Here is a 16,646-nt window from a genome sequence, read left to right on the forward strand (position 1 = left end):
TTCGGCGTCCATGGTGTTCACTGTCGGGGTGCGCGCGCAACCTCCCCCACCGCCCCGGTGGGCCGACGCCGGTCTGGTCAGCGGCGAGGCGGTGGAGCTGGACGTCCGGGCGGCCCGGCTGGGCTCCCGGGTGCTGGCCCTGCTGATCGACGCGGTGATCCAGCTCGCGCTGGCGCTCGTGCTCGGCGCGGTGCTGGGGATGGTGGCGCTCGCCCTGCTCGGGGACTACCTCGACGCCGCCCTGGCGGGGGCGCTGCAGATCGTGCTGCTGGTGCTGGTGCTGATCGGCTATCCGGTGGTGATGGAACGTTTCGCCGGTGGCCGGACGGTGGGCAAGCTGGCCGTCGGGCTGCGGGTGGTCCGGGCCGACGGCGGCCCGGTGGGGGTGGGCCAGTCGCTGACGCGGGCGCTCGTCGGCGTCGCGGTGGAGTGGCCCGGGCTGGTGCTGCCGCTGCTGAGCTGGGCGGCGAGCGTCACGGTGATGCTCACCGACCCGCGCGGACGCCGGCTGGGTGACCTGGTCGCCGGCACGCTCGTGGTGCACACCCGGGGCGCGACGCTGTGGCGGCCGCTGCCGCCGGCCGCGCCGCCGCTGCTGGCCTGGGCCGGCACGCTCGACCTGACCCGCCTCGACGACGGGCTGGCGCTGGCCGTGCGGCAGTACCTGGACCGGCTGCCCCAGCTCGCCGAACCGGACCGGTTCCGGCTGGGCCGGGGGCTGTGGACGGAGGTCGCGGCGGTCACCTCGCCGCCTCCGCCGTGGGCCGCGCCGGACTGGGCGTACCTGTCGGCGGTGCTCGCCGAGCGGGGGCGGCGGGCGGCGCACCGGCTGGGCCGCAGCCGGGCGGTCGCCGCCACGCTCTGGCCGGAGCTGGTCCCGGCGCCCGCCGTGGTGCCGGGCTCCACCGGGCCGGGCGCCGTCCTGCCAGGCCCCGCCGGCCGGGCGCGGGCCGGTTGCGGCCCGCCGCGCCGCAGGTCGAACCCGATCCGGTACGCCGCTGAGCCGCCTCGGGTGAGCTGAGCCGGCTTCAGGAGAACAGCGCGCGCCCCCACCAGTCGGCTGCGTCGCGCAGGCCGGGCGGGCAGGCGAACAGGCCGCTGGAGACGTGCCGCAGGTATTCGTTCATCGCGTCGTTGCGGGCCAGCCGGGTCTGGATCGGCACGAACTGCCGGCGCGGGTCGCGCTGGTAGGCGATGAAGAACAGCCCGGCGTCGAGCCGGCCCAGCCCGTCCGAGCCGTCCACGAAGTTGTAGCCGCGGCGCAGCAGGCGGGCGCCGTCGTTGGTGTCCGGGTGGGCCAGCCGTACGTGCGCGGTGTCGGCGATGAGCGGCTCGCCGTCGTCGCCCCTGGCGGCGAAGTCCGGCTCGTCGAACTCGTCCCGGCGGCCGATCGGCGCGCCGCTGCCCTTGGTCCGGCCGACGATCATCTCCTGCTCGGCCAGCGGGCTGCGGTCCCACGTCTCGATCAGCATCCGGATCTTCCGGGTGACCAGGTAGGAGCCGCCGGTCATCCAGTCGGGGCCGTCACCGGGCTGCACCCAGAGCTGGTCGCGGAGCAGGGCGGCGTCCTCGGCCTTGAGGTTGGCGGTGCCGTCCTTGAAGCCGAACAGGTTGCGTGGCGTGGCCTGGTCCCGCGACGTCGACGAGGTACGCCCGAAGCCGAGCTGCGACCAGCGGACGCTCACCACGCCCATGCCGATCCGGGCGAGGTTGCGGATGGCGTGCACCGCGACCTGCGGGTCGTTGGCGCACGCCTGGACGCAGATGTCGCCGCCGGACAGTTCCGGCCGCAGCGCGTCCCCGGCGAAGTGCGGCAGGTCGGCCAGGGCGGCCGGACGCCGGGCGGCGATGCCGAAGCGGTCCCGGCCCTGCGCGTCGCGGAACAGCGTCGGTCCGAAGCCCACGGTGAGGGTGAGCTGCGACGGGGGCAGCCCGAGCGCCTCGCCGGTGTCGTCCGGCGGAGCCTCGGGCATGCCGCCGACCGCGCCGATCACCCCGGCGTCCTTCCCGGCGGTCATCCGGGCCGCGGCGGCGGTCCACTCCTGGAGCATGGCGACGAGCCGGTCCCGGTCCTTGGTGACCACGTCGAACGCGACGAAGTGCAGCCGGTCCTGGGCCGGGGTGGTGATGCCGGCCTGGTGCTCGCCGAGGAACGGCACGGAACCGGCGGCCGATCCGGTCGCTGATGCCTCGTTCCCGCCGGCGAGCAGCGCGCCCGCGCCACCCGCCACCCCGGCGACACCGGCCACGCCGACGCCGGCCAGGGTCATCGCCCGGCGCCGGGACAGGCCGCGGCCGGTCCGCTCGCGGTTCGGCTCGCTCGTCGCGTCACCGCCGGCCGGGCCGGTCATCGCGCGACTGCCGCCGCGACCTTGCTGACCGGCTCGGCCAGCGCGTTGACCGCGTCCGACAGCTCCTTCAGCTCGTCCTTGCCGAGCTGGGTGTGCAGCTTCCAGCCGTCGCCGGCGCGGTGCTTGCCGAGCGTGGTCTCCACGTTCGCGAACTCGCTGTCGAGCTGCTTGACCAGGTCGGGCGCGCGCTGCTCCAGCGCCGGACGCAGCGCGGCGACGGCCGCCTTGGAGCCCTCCAGGTTGGCGTTGAAGTCCCAGAGGTCGGTGTGCGAGTAGCGCTCCTCCTCGCCGGTGATCTTCCCGCTGGCGACCTCGTCGAGCAGCGCCTTGGCACCGTTGGCGAGCTGGAGCGGGGTGAGCTTCTCGGCGTCCGCCTTGGCCACGATCGCCTTCACGTCGGCCAGGAGCCGGTCGGCGATCGGGCCGTCGGAGCTGACGTCGCCGGTGGTCCAGAGGTCCTTCTCGATCCGGTGGAAGCCGGTGAACTCCATGCCCTCCTCGACCACCTCCTCGCGGCCGTCGATCTTCGGGTCGAGATCGCCGAAGCTCTCCGCGACCGGCTCGATCCGCTCCCAGTAGGTGCGGGCCACCGGGTACAGCGCCTTGGCCTTCGCCACGTCTTTCGCCTTGACCGCGGCCACGAACTCCTCGGTCTTCGTCAGCAGCGCGGCGGTCTGGCTGCGCACGTACCGCTGGTAGCTCTCGGTGGCCTGGGTCAGCGCGGCGTCGGGGGCGACAGTCGCGGCGGTGCCGCTCACCTTCAGCGCGCCCCGGATGCCCCGGCCGCTCATTCCCGGCTTGCAGGCCGTCTCGTACGTGCCGGCGGTCAGCTCGACGCGCAGCTCCCGGCTGAGCCCGGGGGCGATGTTCTCCACCTCGCCCATCACCCGGTCACCGGCGGCGTAGACGTAGAACTCGTTGACCTTGGAACCGTTGTTCGTCACCTTGAACGTGACCTGACCGGCGTCGATCTCGGTGTCGGCGACCTCGCAGACGGTGTCGGTGGCCTTGACTGCGATCGGCCCGCCGTTCTTGGCGTCGGCGTCGTCACCGCCCCCGCAGCCGGTCAGTCCGGCGACGGCGAGCAGCCCGGCGGCGGCGGGCGCGACGAGTCGGGTGGTACGCATCGTGCGGTCTCCTCGGGAACGGGTGGTTCAGGCGCGGGGGGACGGAACAGCGGCGACGTCGGCCGGCGCGGCGGGTGTGGCGGCGGCCGGAACCGGCTTGGCGGGCCGGGCGGGCTTGCGCAGGAAGAGCACGAGCACCGGGACCGCGTACGCGACCCAGGCGACCAGCTCCAGCACCGTCGGCGCGGCGGTGACGTTGAACATGCCGGCGAGCAGTGCGCCGTACCAGGCGTTCGGGTCGAGCGTGGTGGAGATGTCGAAGGCCAGGTCGTTCAGGCCGGGCAGCACGCCCGCCTCCTGGAAGTCGTGCACGCCGTACTTGAGGATGCCGGCGGCCACCAGGATGAGCAGCGCCCCGGTCCAGGTGAAGAACCGGCTGAGGTTGATCCGGACGGCGCTGCGGTAGAGCAGGAAGCCGATCACCACGGCGGTGGCGATGCCGCCGGCCAGGGCGAGCAGCGAGCCGGGCCCGGTGCCGCCGGCCGCGCTCTCGGCGGCGGCGTAGAAGATCAGCGCGGTCTCCAGGCCCTCCCGGATGACCGCGAGGAACGCCATGCCGGCGACCGCCAGGGAGCCGACCGCGAGCGCGTCGGTGAGCTTGCCGCGCAGCTCACCCGCGATGGTGCGGGCGGCCCGGCGCATCCAGAAGATCATCCAGGTCACGAACACCACGGCGGCGACCGAGGTGACCGCCTCGAACAGCTCGCGCGACTCCGAGGTGCGCAGCAGCGAGGTCGAGGTGTACTGGATGAGCGAGCCGAAGCCGACGGAGAGCGCCACGGCCAGGCCGACGCCGGTCCACACCTGCGGCAGCCGGTCGCGGCGCTGCGACTTCACCAGGAACGCGACGAGGATGCTGACCACAAGTGTCGCTTCCAGGCCCTCGCGCAGGCCGATCAGGTACGTGGCGAACATCAGCTGCTCCGTGGTCGCTAACTTAGGGCAGGCATACCTTCCTCCTGTTCACAGCAAACGTCAAGCTGATCGCGGTAACGTCACCCGGTTCGGCACCCGCCGGCCCACCCCGTACGCGAAAAGGGACCGGGACGGCCGCGCGGCGGCCGACCCCGGTCCCTTCCGGAGTGTGAACTCAGTAGCGGTAGTGGTCGGGCTTGAACGGGCCCTCCGTGGAGACGCCCAGGTAGGCGGCCTGCTCCTTGGTGAGCGTGGTCAGCTTCGCGCCGAGCGCGTCCAGGTGCAGCCGGGCGACCTTCTCGTCCAGGTGCTTGGGCAGCACGTAGACGCCGATCGGGTATTCCTCGGTCTTGGTGAACAGCTCGATCTGCGCGATCGTCTGGTTGGCGAACGAGTTCGACATCACGAAGCTCGGGTGGCCGGTGGCGTTGCCCAGGTTCAGCAGGCGGCCCTCGGAGAGCACGATGATCGCGTGGCCGTCGTCGAAGCGCCACACGTCGACCTGCGGCTTGATGTTCTCCCGGGTCACGTCGCTGCGCTTGGCCAGGCCGGCCATGTCGATCTCGTTGTCGAAGTGGCCGATGTTGCCCACGATGGCCTGGTGCTTCATCCGGGCCATGTGCTCGTTGGTGATGACGTCGAAGCAGCCGGTCGCGGTGATGAAGATGTCCGCCTGCTCGACCACGTCGTCCAGCGTGGCGACCTGGTAGCCGTCCATCGCCGCCTGGAGCGCGCAGATCGGGTCGACCTCGGTCACCACGACCCGGGCGCCCTGGCCGCGCAGCGACTCGGCGCAGCCCTTGCCCACGTCGCCGTAGCCCATGACCACTGCCATCTTGCCGCCGATCAGCACGTCGGTGGCCCGGTTGATGCCGTCGATGAGCGAGTGGCGGCAGCCGTACTTGTTGTCGAACTTGCTCTTGGTCACCGAGTCGTTGACGTTGATGGCCGGGAAGAGCAGCGTGCCGGCGCGGTGCATCTCGTAGAGCCGGTGCACACCGGTGGTGGTCTCCTCGGTGACGCCCTTGATGCCGGCGGCGATCCGGGTCCAGCGCTGGTTGTCCTCGGCCAGCGAGCGGTGCAGCAGTTCGAGGATGACCGCGTACTCCTCGGAGTCGGCGGACTCGACCGGCGGTACGGCGCCCGCCTTCTCGAACTCGGCGCCCTTGTGGACGAGCAGGGTGGCGTCGCCGCCGTCGTCCAGGATCATGTTCGGGCCCTGCCCGTCCGGCCAGGCGAGCACCTGCTCGGTGCACCACCAGTACTCCGGCAGCGTCTCGCCCTTCCAGGCGTAGACCGGCACGCCGGCCGGGGCCTCCGGGGTGCCCTCGGGGCCGACCACGATCGCCGCGGCGGCGTGGTCCTGGGTGGAGAAGATGTTGCAGGACGCCCAGCGGACCTGCGCGCCGAGCGCGACAAGGGTCTCGATCAGGACGGCGGTCTGGACGGTCATGTGCAGCGAGCCGGTGATGCGGGCGCCGGCCAGCGGCTGGGCCTCGGCGAACTCACGCCGGATCGCCATCAGGCCGGGCATCTCGTGCTCGGCGAGCCGGATCTCCTTGCGACCGAACGCGGCGAGCGACAGATCCGCCACCTTGTAGTCGCCCTCGGCGAGGGTGCTCGGCCGAGCCTGCGACGACGCGCCGCTGGAGGCCGCGGGGAGGGTGCTGGTCATGGAAGCTCCTGTCGAACGATGTGGTGCGCAGCCTTCCACCTTACGCGCGCGACCCACCCGGCCGGTGCCCGGTTGACCGAGCACACAATCGGCCGGTCGGCGGACAGCGCACGGGGCGGTCGGTCGTGGACGGACTTTCCGTCCACGGCCCGGCCGCCCCGTGCATCCCCCCGGTTTGGTTCCCCCGCACGTCATCGGACCTTCGTCGCGACAACGCTGCGTACCCATAGGGTCACACCACGCCAGTGGACCGTCAAGCTATTTCGGGAAAGTCGGACTTGCGGCTTTTTGCTGAGCGCTCAGCGCAGGCCACAGGTGGCGACGAACGCCTCGCCGTCCCCGCTCAGCGTCAGCGGACCTCCCGCCGCCGTGCCCACAGCGGCCTGTCCCGCGCCGAGCGTGACCACGCCCACCCCGTCGTCAACGGTGAGCTTCCCGGTCCGGCAGAGCACCACCCGCGGCCCGGGCAGCGTCAACCGCGCCCCCGGCGACCCGGTGGCGACCTCGACCCGGTGCAGCGCGAAGTCCTCCACCGGCACCGGCCACGTCAGCACCCCGGGCGCCACCGTCTCCGGCCGCAGCACCGGCTCGGTCAGCACCTCGAACCGGAGCACCCGCAGCAGCTCGTCCACGTCCACCCGCTTCGGGGTCAGCCCGCCACGCAGCACGTTGTCGCTGGCCGCCATGATCTCCACGCCGGTGCCGCGCAGGTAGGCGTGCAGGTTCCCGGCCGGCATCCAGATGCCCTCGCCGGGCGCCAGCCGGACGTGGTGCAACAGCAACGCCACCACCACGCCCGGATCCTCCGGATAGCCGGCCGCCAGCGTGCGTACCAGCTCGGCGTCCGCCGACCCGGGACCGGCGTCCGCCGCCGCCAGCACGGCCGCCACCAGCCCGGCGCGCTCCGCCCGCGGCCAGCTCAACAGCAGGCGTACCGCCTCCCGCAGCCCCGCCGGCCCGGCGCGCAACGCCGCCACCACAGGTTCCAGCGCGGGTACGCCGAACGCGGCGATCGCCGCCGCCGACTCCCCCGGATCGCGGAAGCCGCACAGCGCGTCGAACTCCGAGAGCGCCACCAGCAGCTCCGGCTTGTGGTACGGGTCCACGTAGTTGATCCGCTCCACGTCGGCGGCGTGCCCGGCGCGGGCCTGCTCGGCGTCCGGATGGGCCTGGAGGCTCAGCGGGGAGTCGGCGGCCAGCACCTTCAGCAGGAACGGCAGCCGGGTGCCGAACCGGCCGACCAGCCGCTCACCCAGCCAGTGGCCCGGCTCGGCCACCAGCAGCTCCGTGAGGCTGACCGGACGGCCGTCCCGCTGAACGGTGCCCGGGGCGCCCGGGTGGGCGCCCAGCCACAGCTCCGCCTCCGGCCCGTTGCTCGGCACCGGCCGCCCCTGCAACTCGGCGATCGCGGTGCGCGAGCCCCAGGCGTAGTCACGGATCCGGCCCTGCAACAGCTCCATCGGTCAGCTCCCGGGCCGCCCGGCCACCTCGTCGGCCGCGTGCGCCTCGCCGGTGGTCGCGGCCTCCGGGACGGCGGTCGCCGCCGCCTGCCCGGTGCCCGCCCGCTCCGCCTCCGGCGAGTAGATGTCCGGCTCCAGGTAGATCACCCGGGCGGTCGGCACCTCACGCCGGATCCGGGCCTCGACCGCGTTGATGTCGCGGGCCAGGTCCTCGGCGGTCTCCCAGGCCGGCACCGCGATCTTCGCGGCCACCATCAGCTCCTCGGGGCCCAGGTAGAGCGTCTTCATGTGGATGATCCGCTCGACCTCGGGACCGTTCGTGACGGCCTGCTCGATCTTGGCCAGCTCGCCCTGCTCCGCGCCCTCGCCGAGCAGCAGGCTCTTGGTCTCGATCGCCAGCGTGACCGCGATGACCACGAGCAGCACACCGATCATCGCGGTGCCCGCCGCGTCCCACATGCCGTTTCCGGTGATCAGCGTCATGCCGACGCCGAACAGCGCGAAGACCAGACCGACGAGCGCGCCGAAGTCCTCCAGCAGCACCACCGGCAGCTCCGGGGCCTTGGCCCGGCGGATGAACCGCACCCAGGTCTGGTTGCCCCGGACCAGGTTGGACTCCTTGATCGCGGTACGGAAGGAGAAGCCCTCCATCACGATCGCGGCCACCAGCACCGCCACCGGCACCCACTGCCAGCTCTCGATCGGGTGCGGATCGGACGCCTTGTGGTACGCCTCGTAGAGCGCGAACAGGCCACCGAGGCTGAACAGCACGATCGCCACGATGAACGCGTAGATGTAGCGCTCCCGGCCGTACCCGAACGGGTGCTGCGGCGTGGCCTGCCGCTTGGCCCGCCGGCCACCGAGCAGCAGCAGGCCCTGGTTGCCCGAGTCGGCCACCGAGTGGATCGACTCGGCCAGCATCGACGACGAGCCGGTGAGGGCGAACGCGACGAACTTGGTGACGGCGATACCGAGGTTCGCCGCCAGGGCGGCGACGATCGCCTTCGTGCCCCCGTTCGCGCTCATTCCCCGCCTCGCTCGATGCCCCGTGTGCTCACTGGTTCGCCAGCTCCTTCATCTCCGTGATGGCCGGTACCGCCATCGGGTCCAGGCCGTGTGCCAGGGCGAGGTAGATCGAGGCGAAGTCGGGGACCGCCACCAGCGACGCGAGCCGCTCCAGCGCGGAGCCGCCCTCGGCGGTCACCACGTCGCAGCGCACCCCACGGCGCTCGGCGAGCGTCTGCACCGCGTCCGCGCGGCGCTCCTCGACCGCCAGCGGCTCGTCGGTGTCGTCGTCGGCGTTGAGCCCGCCGTCGCGCAGCAGCACCAGCCGCAGCCGGGTGCCGTCGGACTCGTCGTCGCCCGGGTCGGCGAAGATGTCCCGCTCGCCCTCGGCCAGGCCGCCGAACACGCCGTCGAGCAGGCCGACACGACCCCGCCCCGCCTCGCCCAGCGCGCCGGCGACCACCGGGTAGCGGGCGTTGGCGGACAACGTGTCGCCGAACCGCCGGGCCGCGACGGTCGCCAGCGGGGACGAGCCCCAGACGATCGGGATCGAGCCGGACAGCCCCAGCGCCAGCGACTTCGCCGGGTTGACGAAGGACTCCGCGGTCGGCCGGCATCGATCGGCGTCGGCGTCGAGCCGGGCCGCCGTCTCCGCCAGGTCGGCCTCGTTGACCTTCACCAGCCCGAGGGTACGGGCGGCGAGCAGAACCGGCACGGTGAGCGCCCAGAGGCTGGCCCTCGCCGGCGCGCGCCGGGGCACCGGGATGAACGGCGCCCGGGCCCGCTCCGCCACCGACTGGAGTTGCGAGTCGGGCGCGCCCACCGCCACCAGCCGGGCGCCACGGCGGTGCGCCGCCTCGGCCGCGCCCAGCGCCTCGGGGCTGCGCCCGGACGCGCTCACCGCGATGACCACGTCCGCCGCGCCCACCCAGCCCGGCACGCCGGCGCTGCGGTGCGGGATGACCGGCACCGGGCAGCGCGGCCCGGCGACAGTGGCCAGCACGTCACCGGTACGCCCGGCGGTGCCGATGCCGGCGATGACCACCGCGCGCGGCCGGCCGTCGTCGGCGAGCACTGACAGGTTGGCCTCGGCGGCCAGCGCCGCCGACTCACGCACCTGCGCGCCGGCGGACGCGGTGTGCCGGAGCATGCCGCCCGGGTCCCGCTCGGCCAGCAGCGCCGCGTCGTCGAGCAGGGCCTCATCGGCGTGCCGGTGCCCGCTGACCCCGGCCGTACCCTCCATCACCGCGACGACCCGCCCCGCGCCTCGTCGGCGGCGGGTCCACCGCGCGCCTCGTCCAGCAGGAGCACCGGTACGTCGTCGCGGACCTCGAAGATGCGACCGCACTCGGTGCAGGTGAGCGTCTGCGCCTGCGCGTCGTAGTCGAGCGGGGCGTGATGCGTGTCCGGGCAGGCGAGGATCTCGAGCAACTGCGGGTCCAGGGCCACGGCGCGGCTCCTTCCACGTATGCGGTCTCACAGGTCGGCGGTGCCGATCGGCGCACGCGATCTTATCGGCCATCCGGCCCCGGCACCGGGCCCCGTTCGGCCCCGGTGTCCGGTCCTCCGGCCGGGCAGGTGGCGGCCACCGGGTCACGGCGTGACCACCCACCGTCACGGTAACCCCGGGAGCCGGTCGGGTTCGGCCTCAGTCCGGCAAGCGAGGCAGGAGGCTCGTCGCGTCCCCGCCCGCGGGCGCGGGCGGCGTCGACCCGGAGACGGGCGGGGTCGGACCGGACGAAGGCGCGCCGTACACGCTGCCCGCCGGACGGGGCGCCGGCGTGCCGCCGTACACCGTGGGGGCCGGCCCGGTGGCGCCGGAGCGGTAGGTGGTGGTGCTGCGTGGCAGCGGGACCGGCGGCTGGTCGGCGACCGGCCCGCCACTGCGGTCGGCGCGACTGCGGCGCAGCAGCAGGACGATGAGCGCGGCGCCGACGAGCACCAGCCCGATACCGAACCACATGATCATGGAACCTCCGAACGACGAGTCGTCGGCCGCGGCGGTGGCCGGGGCGACGGCAGCGGCGACCGGCGACGTGTCAGTCGCCTCGGCCGGTGTGGTCTCGCTCGCGCTGGGCGTCGGCGAGGGCTTACGGGACGGACTCGGGCTCGGCGTACGCGGCGCGCCCACCAGCCGGGCCGACCCACCGGCCCGGCCGAGCACGTCACCGTTCGCGGCGCTCGCCTCGCCCGCCAGTTCCAACCGCCCGCCGACGACGCCGGCCAGGAAGGACACCCGGTAGCGCACGGTGGCGCCCTTGCCCTTGCACAGCGGCCGGTCGACCGGCGCAACCTGGGCGGTGGCGACCGCGCCGTCACCACCGGAGACCGGCACCGGCGTCCAGCCGTCCCCGGCGGCCACCTGCACCCGCACCTGGTCCGCCCGAAGGCCCTCCAACCGGAGCCCGATCGCGGTACGCAGCTGCACGCAGCCGTCGGTGCGCTTGCGCACCTCGACAGTCACGCCACCCGGCGAACCCCCGGCGGTGAAGCTGCCCGCCGAGCGCAGCCCGACCCGGTCGTCCCGGGCCGACGCCGGCGACGCCGGGACGGCGATCAGGCCACCCAGCAGCGCGCCGACAATGGCCCACCGCGCCGCGTGCCTCCCCACCGACATCCCCACCTCACCGTTGCGTCCGGACCGGATCCGCCGGTCAGGTTACTACCGGGCCCGGAGGGCACCTTCGCATCGACCACGCCACATGTGTGCCGTGCCACGCGATCACCGCCGGTCCAGGTCACCGCCGGAGACGACGGCCGAGGCGAGCGCCCGGCGGCACAGTTGGTCGGCCGTCCGGGTCGTCTCCGGCAGCCGGTACCGGGGCGTCAGTGCCAGTACCCGTTCGACCGCGTTGTCCAACCCCATCCGGTGCCCGACGCTGACGAAGACCGGCCGGACGCCCTCCCGGGTACGCAGCACCCGCCCGACCACGTCGCCCTCGTCACACAGGTCGGCGCTGTCACCACGCTCGGGGCCCGGCCCGGTCCACGAGCCGACGAGCGGCGTCTTCCCCACGCCGATCGCGGGCAGCCCGGTCACCAGACCCAGATGGCAGGCCAGCCCGAACCGGCGCGGGTGCGCCAGCCCGTGCCCGTCGCACACCAGCAGCTCCGGGCGGACGGTCAGCCGGCCCAACGCGGCCAGCAGCGCCGGCATCTCCCGGAAGGCGAACAGCCCCGGCACGTACGGAAAGGCGGGCCGCCCCACGAACACCGCCTCGTCCACCACGGCGAGGCTGACTGCGTCCAGCACCGTGACAGCGGCGGCGAGTAAATCACCGTCCTGCGCGTACGCCACGTCTAGGCCGGCCACCGTCGCGGGCGCGGCGGGACCGGGCCCCACCAGGTCCACCCGCGACCGCAGCTCCTCCTGTACGCGCCTCGCCTCCGTCGCGTCGGCGGGCGGCACGTACGGCACGGGTGGACTCTCGTCGACGGACATGACGTTCCCGGCCGCGTCAGGAGGCTGAGGCGGCGATGGTGGGGTCGGCGGCGGGGTCGCCTGCCTGCTGGAGCTGCTCCTCGAACATCACAAAGGTCCGCCGCCGGACTCCCCTGATCAACGCCTGCTCCTGGGGCGTCGGATACCGACGCTCCTCCCGTAGCGTGTCCTGGATTGCCCGAACGGTCTCGTAGAGAGCGAAGATCGGACCGTCACCACTCAGATAACGGCCCCGTTCATGCTCAGTGAGCTGAATGAACTCATCTCGCGATATCTCATTGATCTCGTCGCCGCCGACGAAAAGCACCTTGTCGATGAGATTGTTGGCCTCGCGCCAGCCTCCGGTGTCCTTGAACAGGATCCAGCCCGCTACGCCGCCGTCGGGGGTGGCTACAAGCTTCAGGGGAGAGTGGTAGTAGTCGAAGAACTTCGGCAGCTGCAAGCCCTCCACCTGCCTCATCGCGGTGATTCCTCCCCAAGACTCTCCTGCACCTTGCCCCAGTAGGCACTCTGCGCTCTCCGGAGAAGTCCATCACGTATAGCGCGTTCACCCTGCGTCAACGACCTGCCCTCGATCTCAGCCACCGCTTCCAGATCGCGTCGGATCTCGTACAGCGCATGCTCCCACTCTGCGACGTCGTCGAGCGACACCAGGTGCAGCCGAAGCTCTGCCACATGACCGTTCGGCATTCCGAGATTCAGCAGTATGTCTCGGTAACCGCTGGCCTGCGGCTTAAGGAAGCGGTCCTTTATGTGCAGGATCACGATCTCTGGATCGGCTTCAAGGCGTCCAAGCGCCTGGTAGACCGCGTCGAGGGTATGGAACTGCACTTTGGCCGCAGCCAAGTCCTTGAGCTGCGACGCGTCATACCCGTACTCAGCCTCCAGCTTGTCGAGAACCCGCTCCCGGCTCTTGGGCTCGCTTCTCCAGTCGGGCCTGCCCTCGTCCGCAGCGAGCTTGACGGCGAGTGTGTTCAACTGTTCCTGGGCGACCGCCGCATCTGCATAGAGCCGGTCGATGTATGCGAGGCGATACACCTCATCATGGCGTCGCGTCTCATCGAATCCGAGCTGCAGTGTCGACTGACTGCGCGCTGCTACCGAACTGGTGAGTTGACGCTGGGCTTGGCTGACAGGCGTCGAGTGGGGTTTCAGTGGCTCGGGCGCGATCACCGCCTCGGCCCCGCGGACGGCTATGTCGTTGATGACCTCGCCGAGTACGTCGATGGCCTGCTGGTGGCTGGCCAGGTGATGCAGGGTCAGCGGTCGCGCGGTCAGCGAGTTCGCGAGTTCCGGTGTCGCCAGGAGCATCCGGACCAGGTCGGGCCGCTCGGCGAGCTGCCGTACCAGCGTCTCGGCCAGCAACTCCTCCCGTCGCGGCGGCGCCTCCCAGCTCTGGTCGAGCATCCGTTGCACGCGCGGGTCGGCGAACAGCCGGCTGAGGTCGGCCGCTGCGGCATCGTCCAGCCCGGGTGCGAGCCGCCGCAGCGTCGGCGCGTCGGCGGCCTGCGCCAGCTCCACGGGTGTCACCCCGGCGGCGAAGGCCGCGTCGAGGCTTCCGCTCTCGGCGAGCACGTCGCGTACGTAGAGCCCGCCGGCGATCCGGTCGGCGTGCGCCTGCCGGTGTTCCTCGCGTACCCGGTCGGGTTGCGGCTCGACGGGCGGCGCGCTGCCCGGTGGGGGTGCGTCCCTCGGGTGTGGAAAGTGGTGGACTCGCCGAGCAGGTGGACGTGATTGAAGTCCGGCGCGTTCCCGTCGTCGGCCGGCGGCGGCTCGGGCAGGCGTGGCGGCGCCGGGCGGGGTAAGGGCTCGGGCAGGACGTTGAACGTGCCGGGCGGGCGGCCGGTGAGCGGCATCGGCCGTCCGTCAGGGCCGAGCACCAGCGCGTCGACGCCGACCACGTTGCCCTCGAACGGGCGACCGCTGTGGTGGTAGAGCGGCCGGTCGGCGACGGCGCCCGACTGCGGGTCGAGGAAGAGGATCGTGCCGTTCTGGTTCAACGCCACCCAGGCGTGCGATCCGCCACCCTCGAAGCTGGTGATGAGGAAGGCATAGCTGCCGTGGCCGCCCGACGCCAACTGCGCGTAGAGGTCGCGGTAGCCGCGATCCACCAGCCACTGGCGCTGCGGGCCGGTGATGCCGGGCCGGTCGACCGGGCACAGGTTCTGGAACCGGCCGCCAGTGGTCTGCTCGACCCGCAGCGGTCCGTCCGCCTCGCCGCCCACCGGGCGGAGCACGTCACCGCCGAGGTAGCCGTCGAACGTACGCGGAGCGGCGACCCGCGGCCGTCCGTGGACCCATGTCTCGAACAGCGACAGGGTGCAGTCGAGGCAGTTGATGCCCCGGGTCGCGTCCGCCGCCGGTCCGCCGTCGTTCGCCAGGCGGAACCATCCGCCACGCCGGGGATCGGCGGTACGCGCGACGCTGCCGTCCGGGTTGCGGGGCATCTGCCGTTCCAGGTCGGTCTGATGCAGCGCGAGCGGTGGCCGGAGCCCTCCCCGGCGGCCGTAGGGCCGGGACCCGTCGATCGGTTCGGGGTGGCCGTGGCCGGTGAGCGCGGAATGGTCGGCCGTCTCGACCGCGCCGACGGCCAGGTCCGCCACGTCGTCGTTGATCCGGTAGAAGTCGAGGTCGTCCTCGACCATCACCTGCTCCGGCACGAGTCGCCCGGCGAGGACCTGCCGAGCCTCCTCGCGCAGGTCGGCCGCCTCGAGATCCGCCTCGTGCGCTTCGCGGTGCCATCGTTGCGCCGCCAGCGTCCGCCCGGTGCGACGCAGTTCCATCGCCTGCGCGGCCCAGTCGCTGGCCCGTTCCTCGTGATAGGCGGCACGCTCGTGCAGCCAGTCGGCCCTGGTCTGACGTCGGCGATCCTCGAACCACGTCCGCTGGGCCTGCAGGTAACCGTGGTAGCGGCGCCGGTCGAACGACTCCCGGTCGGCCGCGAGGCGCGCGGCGCGCTCCTGGATGGTCCGTAGGTCGGGAGGCGGCGGGTCGACCGGGCCGGGGTTGGGTGCCGGCGGATCGATGGCGGGCCGAGGCGGCGCCAGGGACTCCAGCAGCGGAAAGCGCGGGTTCGGCGTCGGGCGGGGGTCCGGCCCGAGCGGCCCCTGGGGTGAGGCGGACTGCGGCTGTGGCGGCGGGGCGCTCATCGGTGCGGGGTGCCCGACGTCGGGGGCAGTCCGGTCCGACGGTGGTGGCGCCGCCGACTGCGGGTGCTCCCCGATCGATGGGGACAGCGTGGCCGGTCCTGCTGCCGCCTGGACCGGAGTCGATGGCGGCGGCGAGTTGCTGCCGGGCACCAGGGGCGGGTAACCCGTGGCGGTTCGCGGGTCGACCTGCTCGGCAGGGAACGCGACGGGCACATCCGTAATCACCGAGGACAACGTGGGGCTGGAAGCGACCGATAGCCGCGTCACGTCCGGTGGGGTGGCAGCGGCCACCGGCGGCGTCGCCGTCTCCGGCGCCGGACGCGGCGGGTCAACCGCCAGCGGGTGAGCGGCGGCAGCGTGCGGTGGGACGGGTGCGGGTGTCGGGGAGACCTGGCCCGCCACCGCTTCGCCGCCCTGGACGACCGGCTCGGCGACCCGCTGGGCCGGGATGAGCCCGACGGGGTCGCCGACGGGTGGCACGTCCAGCCCGACCGGCGGAACGGTCAGCCCGCTCAACTGCCCGTCGAGGCGGCGTTGCAGCGCGGAGTCGGTCTGGCCGGTGGCGGAGCCGGTCGCGCCGGACGCCGCGGCGCGCGCGAGATCCTCCAGCGACGGGCCGTGACCGGTGGCCAATCCGGCCGCGGTCTCGGCCAGCGTCTCCCCGGCCATCTCCCGGCCGAACCGCTCGCCGATCTCGGCGAACCGCCCGCTCGCATGACGGCCCAGACCCGCGAGCGGCGCGACCGCCCCACCGGCGAAGCCGCCGAGAGCCGACGTGCTCACGTCGGTCAGGTCCAGGCCGTCACGTCGGCCGGTGGTGTTCTGATACGCCTGCGTCGCGAGGTTGGTGCCCGCTTCCTGACCGGCCTCCACCAGGCCGCCGAGCGCCGCCCGTCGGGCCAGTCCACGGGCACCGGCCTTCGCCGCCTCCTTCGCGGCCCGCTCACCCGCCTCCTTGAGCCCCTGCTTGACCGCCTTGCGGGCGAGCTGGGCCACCAGGCGCTTGAAGATCTGCTGGACGACGACCCTCGTCGCGGTGATCGCGGCGGCGGCCGCCGGGGAGGCGGCGCCCAGGGTGAGCACGGCGGCCACCGCCAGGGCCAGCAGCTCCACGACCAGGATGCCCAGCTCGATCCAGGCTTCGAGCTTCGCGCCCTCGATGTCGCAGCCGCAGGAGTCGACCAGCCGGCCCAACTCGTCGGTGGCCGCCACGAGGACGTGCAGCGGCGCATCCTCACCTTCGGCGAGCTTGTGCCAGGCCCTGTCGAACGCGCCGGCGACCAGGCCGACGCCGCCGTATCCGCTCTTCACCTCGCCGGCGGCGGCGGTGGCGTCGTCGCGCGGACCGGTCAGGACGCCCGCGACGCCGTACCACTGGTCGGCCAGGTCCCAGACGGAGCGCTCGTTGCCCTCCGGCCACTCGACGCCCACGACCCAGTCGAGCGCTTCGTAGATCCAGCCGGGCACGTCCCACGGGCAGAAGTCGAGCGGGTGCGGGATCGGGCTGGGCAGCATGCTCACG

General features: G+C 73.0%; 14 protein-coding genes. 1 reads left to right on the forward strand and 13 read right to left on the reverse strand.

Annotated features, from left to right (window positions below):
- The first annotated feature begins 10 nt into the window (after positions 1 to 10).
- On the forward strand, positions 11 to 1,021 hold the full coding sequence (locus MCBG_RS15080; RefSeq protein WP_223201232.1) for an RDD family protein: 1,011 nt from the start codon (positions 11 to 13) through the stop codon (positions 1,019 to 1,021).
- Positions 1,022 to 1,028: 7 nt separating this feature from the next.
- On the opposite strand, the gene efeB is transcribed toward MCBG_RS15080, so the two are convergent.
- The 13 genes from efeB to MCBG_RS15140 form a co-directional block, all read right to left on the reverse strand.
- Entirely contained in the window at positions 1,029 to 2,351 is a 1,323-nt protein-coding gene (gene efeB / locus MCBG_RS15085; RefSeq protein ID WP_043326398.1) for an iron uptake transporter deferrochelatase/peroxidase subunit, read from the reverse strand.
- Entirely contained in the window at positions 2,348 to 3,478 is a 1,131-nt protein-coding gene (efeO, locus tag MCBG_RS15090; protein WP_043326401.1) for an iron uptake system protein EfeO, read from the reverse strand. The genes efeB and efeO overlap by 4 nt, the downstream gene beginning before the upstream one ends.
- Positions 3,479 to 3,505: 27 nt before the next feature.
- On the reverse strand, positions 3,506 to 4,393 hold the full coding sequence (gene efeU, locus MCBG_RS15095; protein WP_043326403.1) for an iron uptake transporter permease EfeU: 888 nt from the start codon (positions 4,391 to 4,393) through the stop codon (positions 3,506 to 3,508).
- A 175-nt stretch (positions 4,394 to 4,568) separates the two neighbouring features.
- Positions 4,569 to 6,068: an adenosylhomocysteinase gene (ahcY, locus tag MCBG_RS15100; RefSeq protein ID WP_043326405.1), complete on the reverse strand. Its 1,500-nt coding sequence runs from the start codon at positions 6,066 to 6,068 to the stop codon at positions 4,569 to 4,571.
- A 299-nt stretch (positions 6,069 to 6,367) separates the two neighbouring features.
- Positions 6,368 to 7,528, reverse strand: coding sequence for a mannose-6-phosphate isomerase, class I (gene manA, locus MCBG_RS15105; protein ID WP_043326406.1), 1,161 nt, complete (start codon positions 7,526 to 7,528; stop codon positions 6,368 to 6,370).
- Between the two features lie 3 nt (positions 7,529 to 7,531).
- A complete protein-coding gene (locus MCBG_RS15110; RefSeq protein WP_043326407.1) occupies positions 7,532 to 8,554 on the reverse strand; it encodes a cation diffusion facilitator family transporter in 1,023 nt (340 codons plus the stop codon).
- Between the two features lie 28 nt (positions 8,555 to 8,582).
- Positions 8,583 to 9,779: an SIS domain-containing protein gene (locus MCBG_RS15115; protein WP_043326408.1), complete on the reverse strand. Its 1,197-nt coding sequence runs from the start codon at positions 9,777 to 9,779 to the stop codon at positions 8,583 to 8,585.
- Positions 9,776 to 9,982 carry a Trm112 family protein gene (locus tag MCBG_RS15120; protein ID WP_030501390.1) on the reverse strand — a complete coding sequence of 69 codons (207 nt, stop codon included), beginning with the start codon at positions 9,980 to 9,982 and terminating at the stop codon, positions 9,776 to 9,778. The genes MCBG_RS15115 and MCBG_RS15120 overlap by 4 nt, the downstream gene beginning before the upstream one ends.
- Before the next feature lie 199 nt (positions 9,983 to 10,181).
- On the reverse strand, positions 10,182 to 11,150 hold the full coding sequence (locus MCBG_RS15125) for a hypothetical protein (protein ID WP_043326409.1): 969 nt from the start codon (positions 11,148 to 11,150) through the stop codon (positions 10,182 to 10,184).
- Positions 11,151 to 11,255: 105 nt separating this feature from the next.
- Positions 11,256 to 11,975 (reverse strand): deoxyribonuclease V, encoded by a 720-nt coding sequence (gene nfi, locus MCBG_RS15130; RefSeq protein ID WP_043326413.1) that lies wholly within the window; start codon positions 11,973 to 11,975, stop codon positions 11,256 to 11,258.
- Positions 11,976 to 11,991: 16 nt separating this feature from the next.
- Positions 11,992 to 12,435 carry a hypothetical protein gene (locus MCBG_RS15135; protein ID WP_043326415.1) on the reverse strand — a complete coding sequence of 148 codons (444 nt, stop codon included), beginning with the start codon at positions 12,433 to 12,435 and terminating at the stop codon, positions 11,992 to 11,994.
- Positions 12,432 to 13,550 carry a nucleotidyltransferase family protein gene (locus MCBG_RS34110; RefSeq protein ID WP_223201233.1) on the reverse strand — a complete coding sequence of 373 codons (1,119 nt, stop codon included), beginning with the start codon at positions 13,548 to 13,550 and terminating at the stop codon, positions 12,432 to 12,434. Before MCBG_RS34110 ends, MCBG_RS15135 begins: the two co-directional genes overlap by 4 nt.
- Positions 13,502 to 16,639 (reverse strand): toxin glutamine deamidase domain-containing protein, encoded by a 3,138-nt coding sequence (locus MCBG_RS15140; protein WP_223201445.1) that lies wholly within the window; start codon positions 16,637 to 16,639, stop codon positions 13,502 to 13,504. The genes MCBG_RS34110 and MCBG_RS15140 overlap by 49 nt, the downstream gene beginning before the upstream one ends.
- Positions 16,640 to 16,646: the final 7 nt, after the last annotated feature.

The organism is Micromonospora sp. M42, assembly GCF_000568915.1.
Classification (GTDB): domain Bacteria; phylum Actinomycetota; class Actinomycetes; order Mycobacteriales; family Micromonosporaceae; genus Micromonospora; species Micromonospora chalcea.

What these genes read in the sequence shown, in the direction of transcription:
- efeU (WP_043326403.1), bottom strand. Translation starts at nt 4,393, where the DNA reads ATGTTCGCCACGTACCTGATCGGCCTGCGCGAGGGCCTGGAAGCGACA.
- MCBG_RS15135 (WP_043326415.1), bottom strand. Translation starts at nt 12,435, where the DNA reads ATGAGGCAGGTGGAGGGCTTGCAGCTGCCGAAGTTCTTCGACTACTAC.
- efeO (WP_043326401.1), bottom strand. Translation starts at nt 3,478, where the DNA reads ATGCGTACCACCCGACTCGTCGCGCCCGCCGCCGCCGGGCTGCTCGCC.
- nfi (WP_043326413.1), bottom strand. Translation starts at nt 11,975, where the DNA reads ATGTCCGTCGACGAGAGTCCACCCGTGCCGTACGTGCCGCCCGCCGAC.
- MCBG_RS15125 (WP_043326409.1), bottom strand. Translation starts at nt 11,150, where the DNA reads ATGTCGGTGGGGAGGCACGCGGCGCGGTGGGCCATTGTCGGCGCGCTG.
- MCBG_RS15110 (WP_043326407.1), bottom strand. Translation starts at nt 8,554, where the DNA reads ATGAGCGCGAACGGGGGCACGAAGGCGATCGTCGCCGCCCTGGCGGCG.
- efeB (WP_043326398.1), bottom strand. Translation starts at nt 2,351, where the DNA reads ATGACCGGCCCGGCCGGCGGTGACGCGACGAGCGAGCCGAACCGCGAG.
- ahcY (WP_043326405.1), bottom strand. Translation starts at nt 6,068, where the DNA reads ATGACCAGCACCCTCCCCGCGGCCTCCAGCGGCGCGTCGTCGCAGGCT.
- MCBG_RS15080 (WP_223201232.1), top strand. Translation starts at nt 11, where the DNA reads ATGGTGTTCACTGTCGGGGTGCGCGCGCAACCTCCCCCACCGCCCCGG.
- MCBG_RS15140 (WP_223201445.1), bottom strand. Translation starts at nt 16,639, where the DNA reads ATGCTGCCCAGCCCGATCCCGCACCCGCTCGACTTCTGCCCGTGGGAC.
- manA (WP_043326406.1), bottom strand. Translation starts at nt 7,528, where the DNA reads ATGGAGCTGTTGCAGGGCCGGATCCGTGACTACGCCTGGGGCTCGCGC.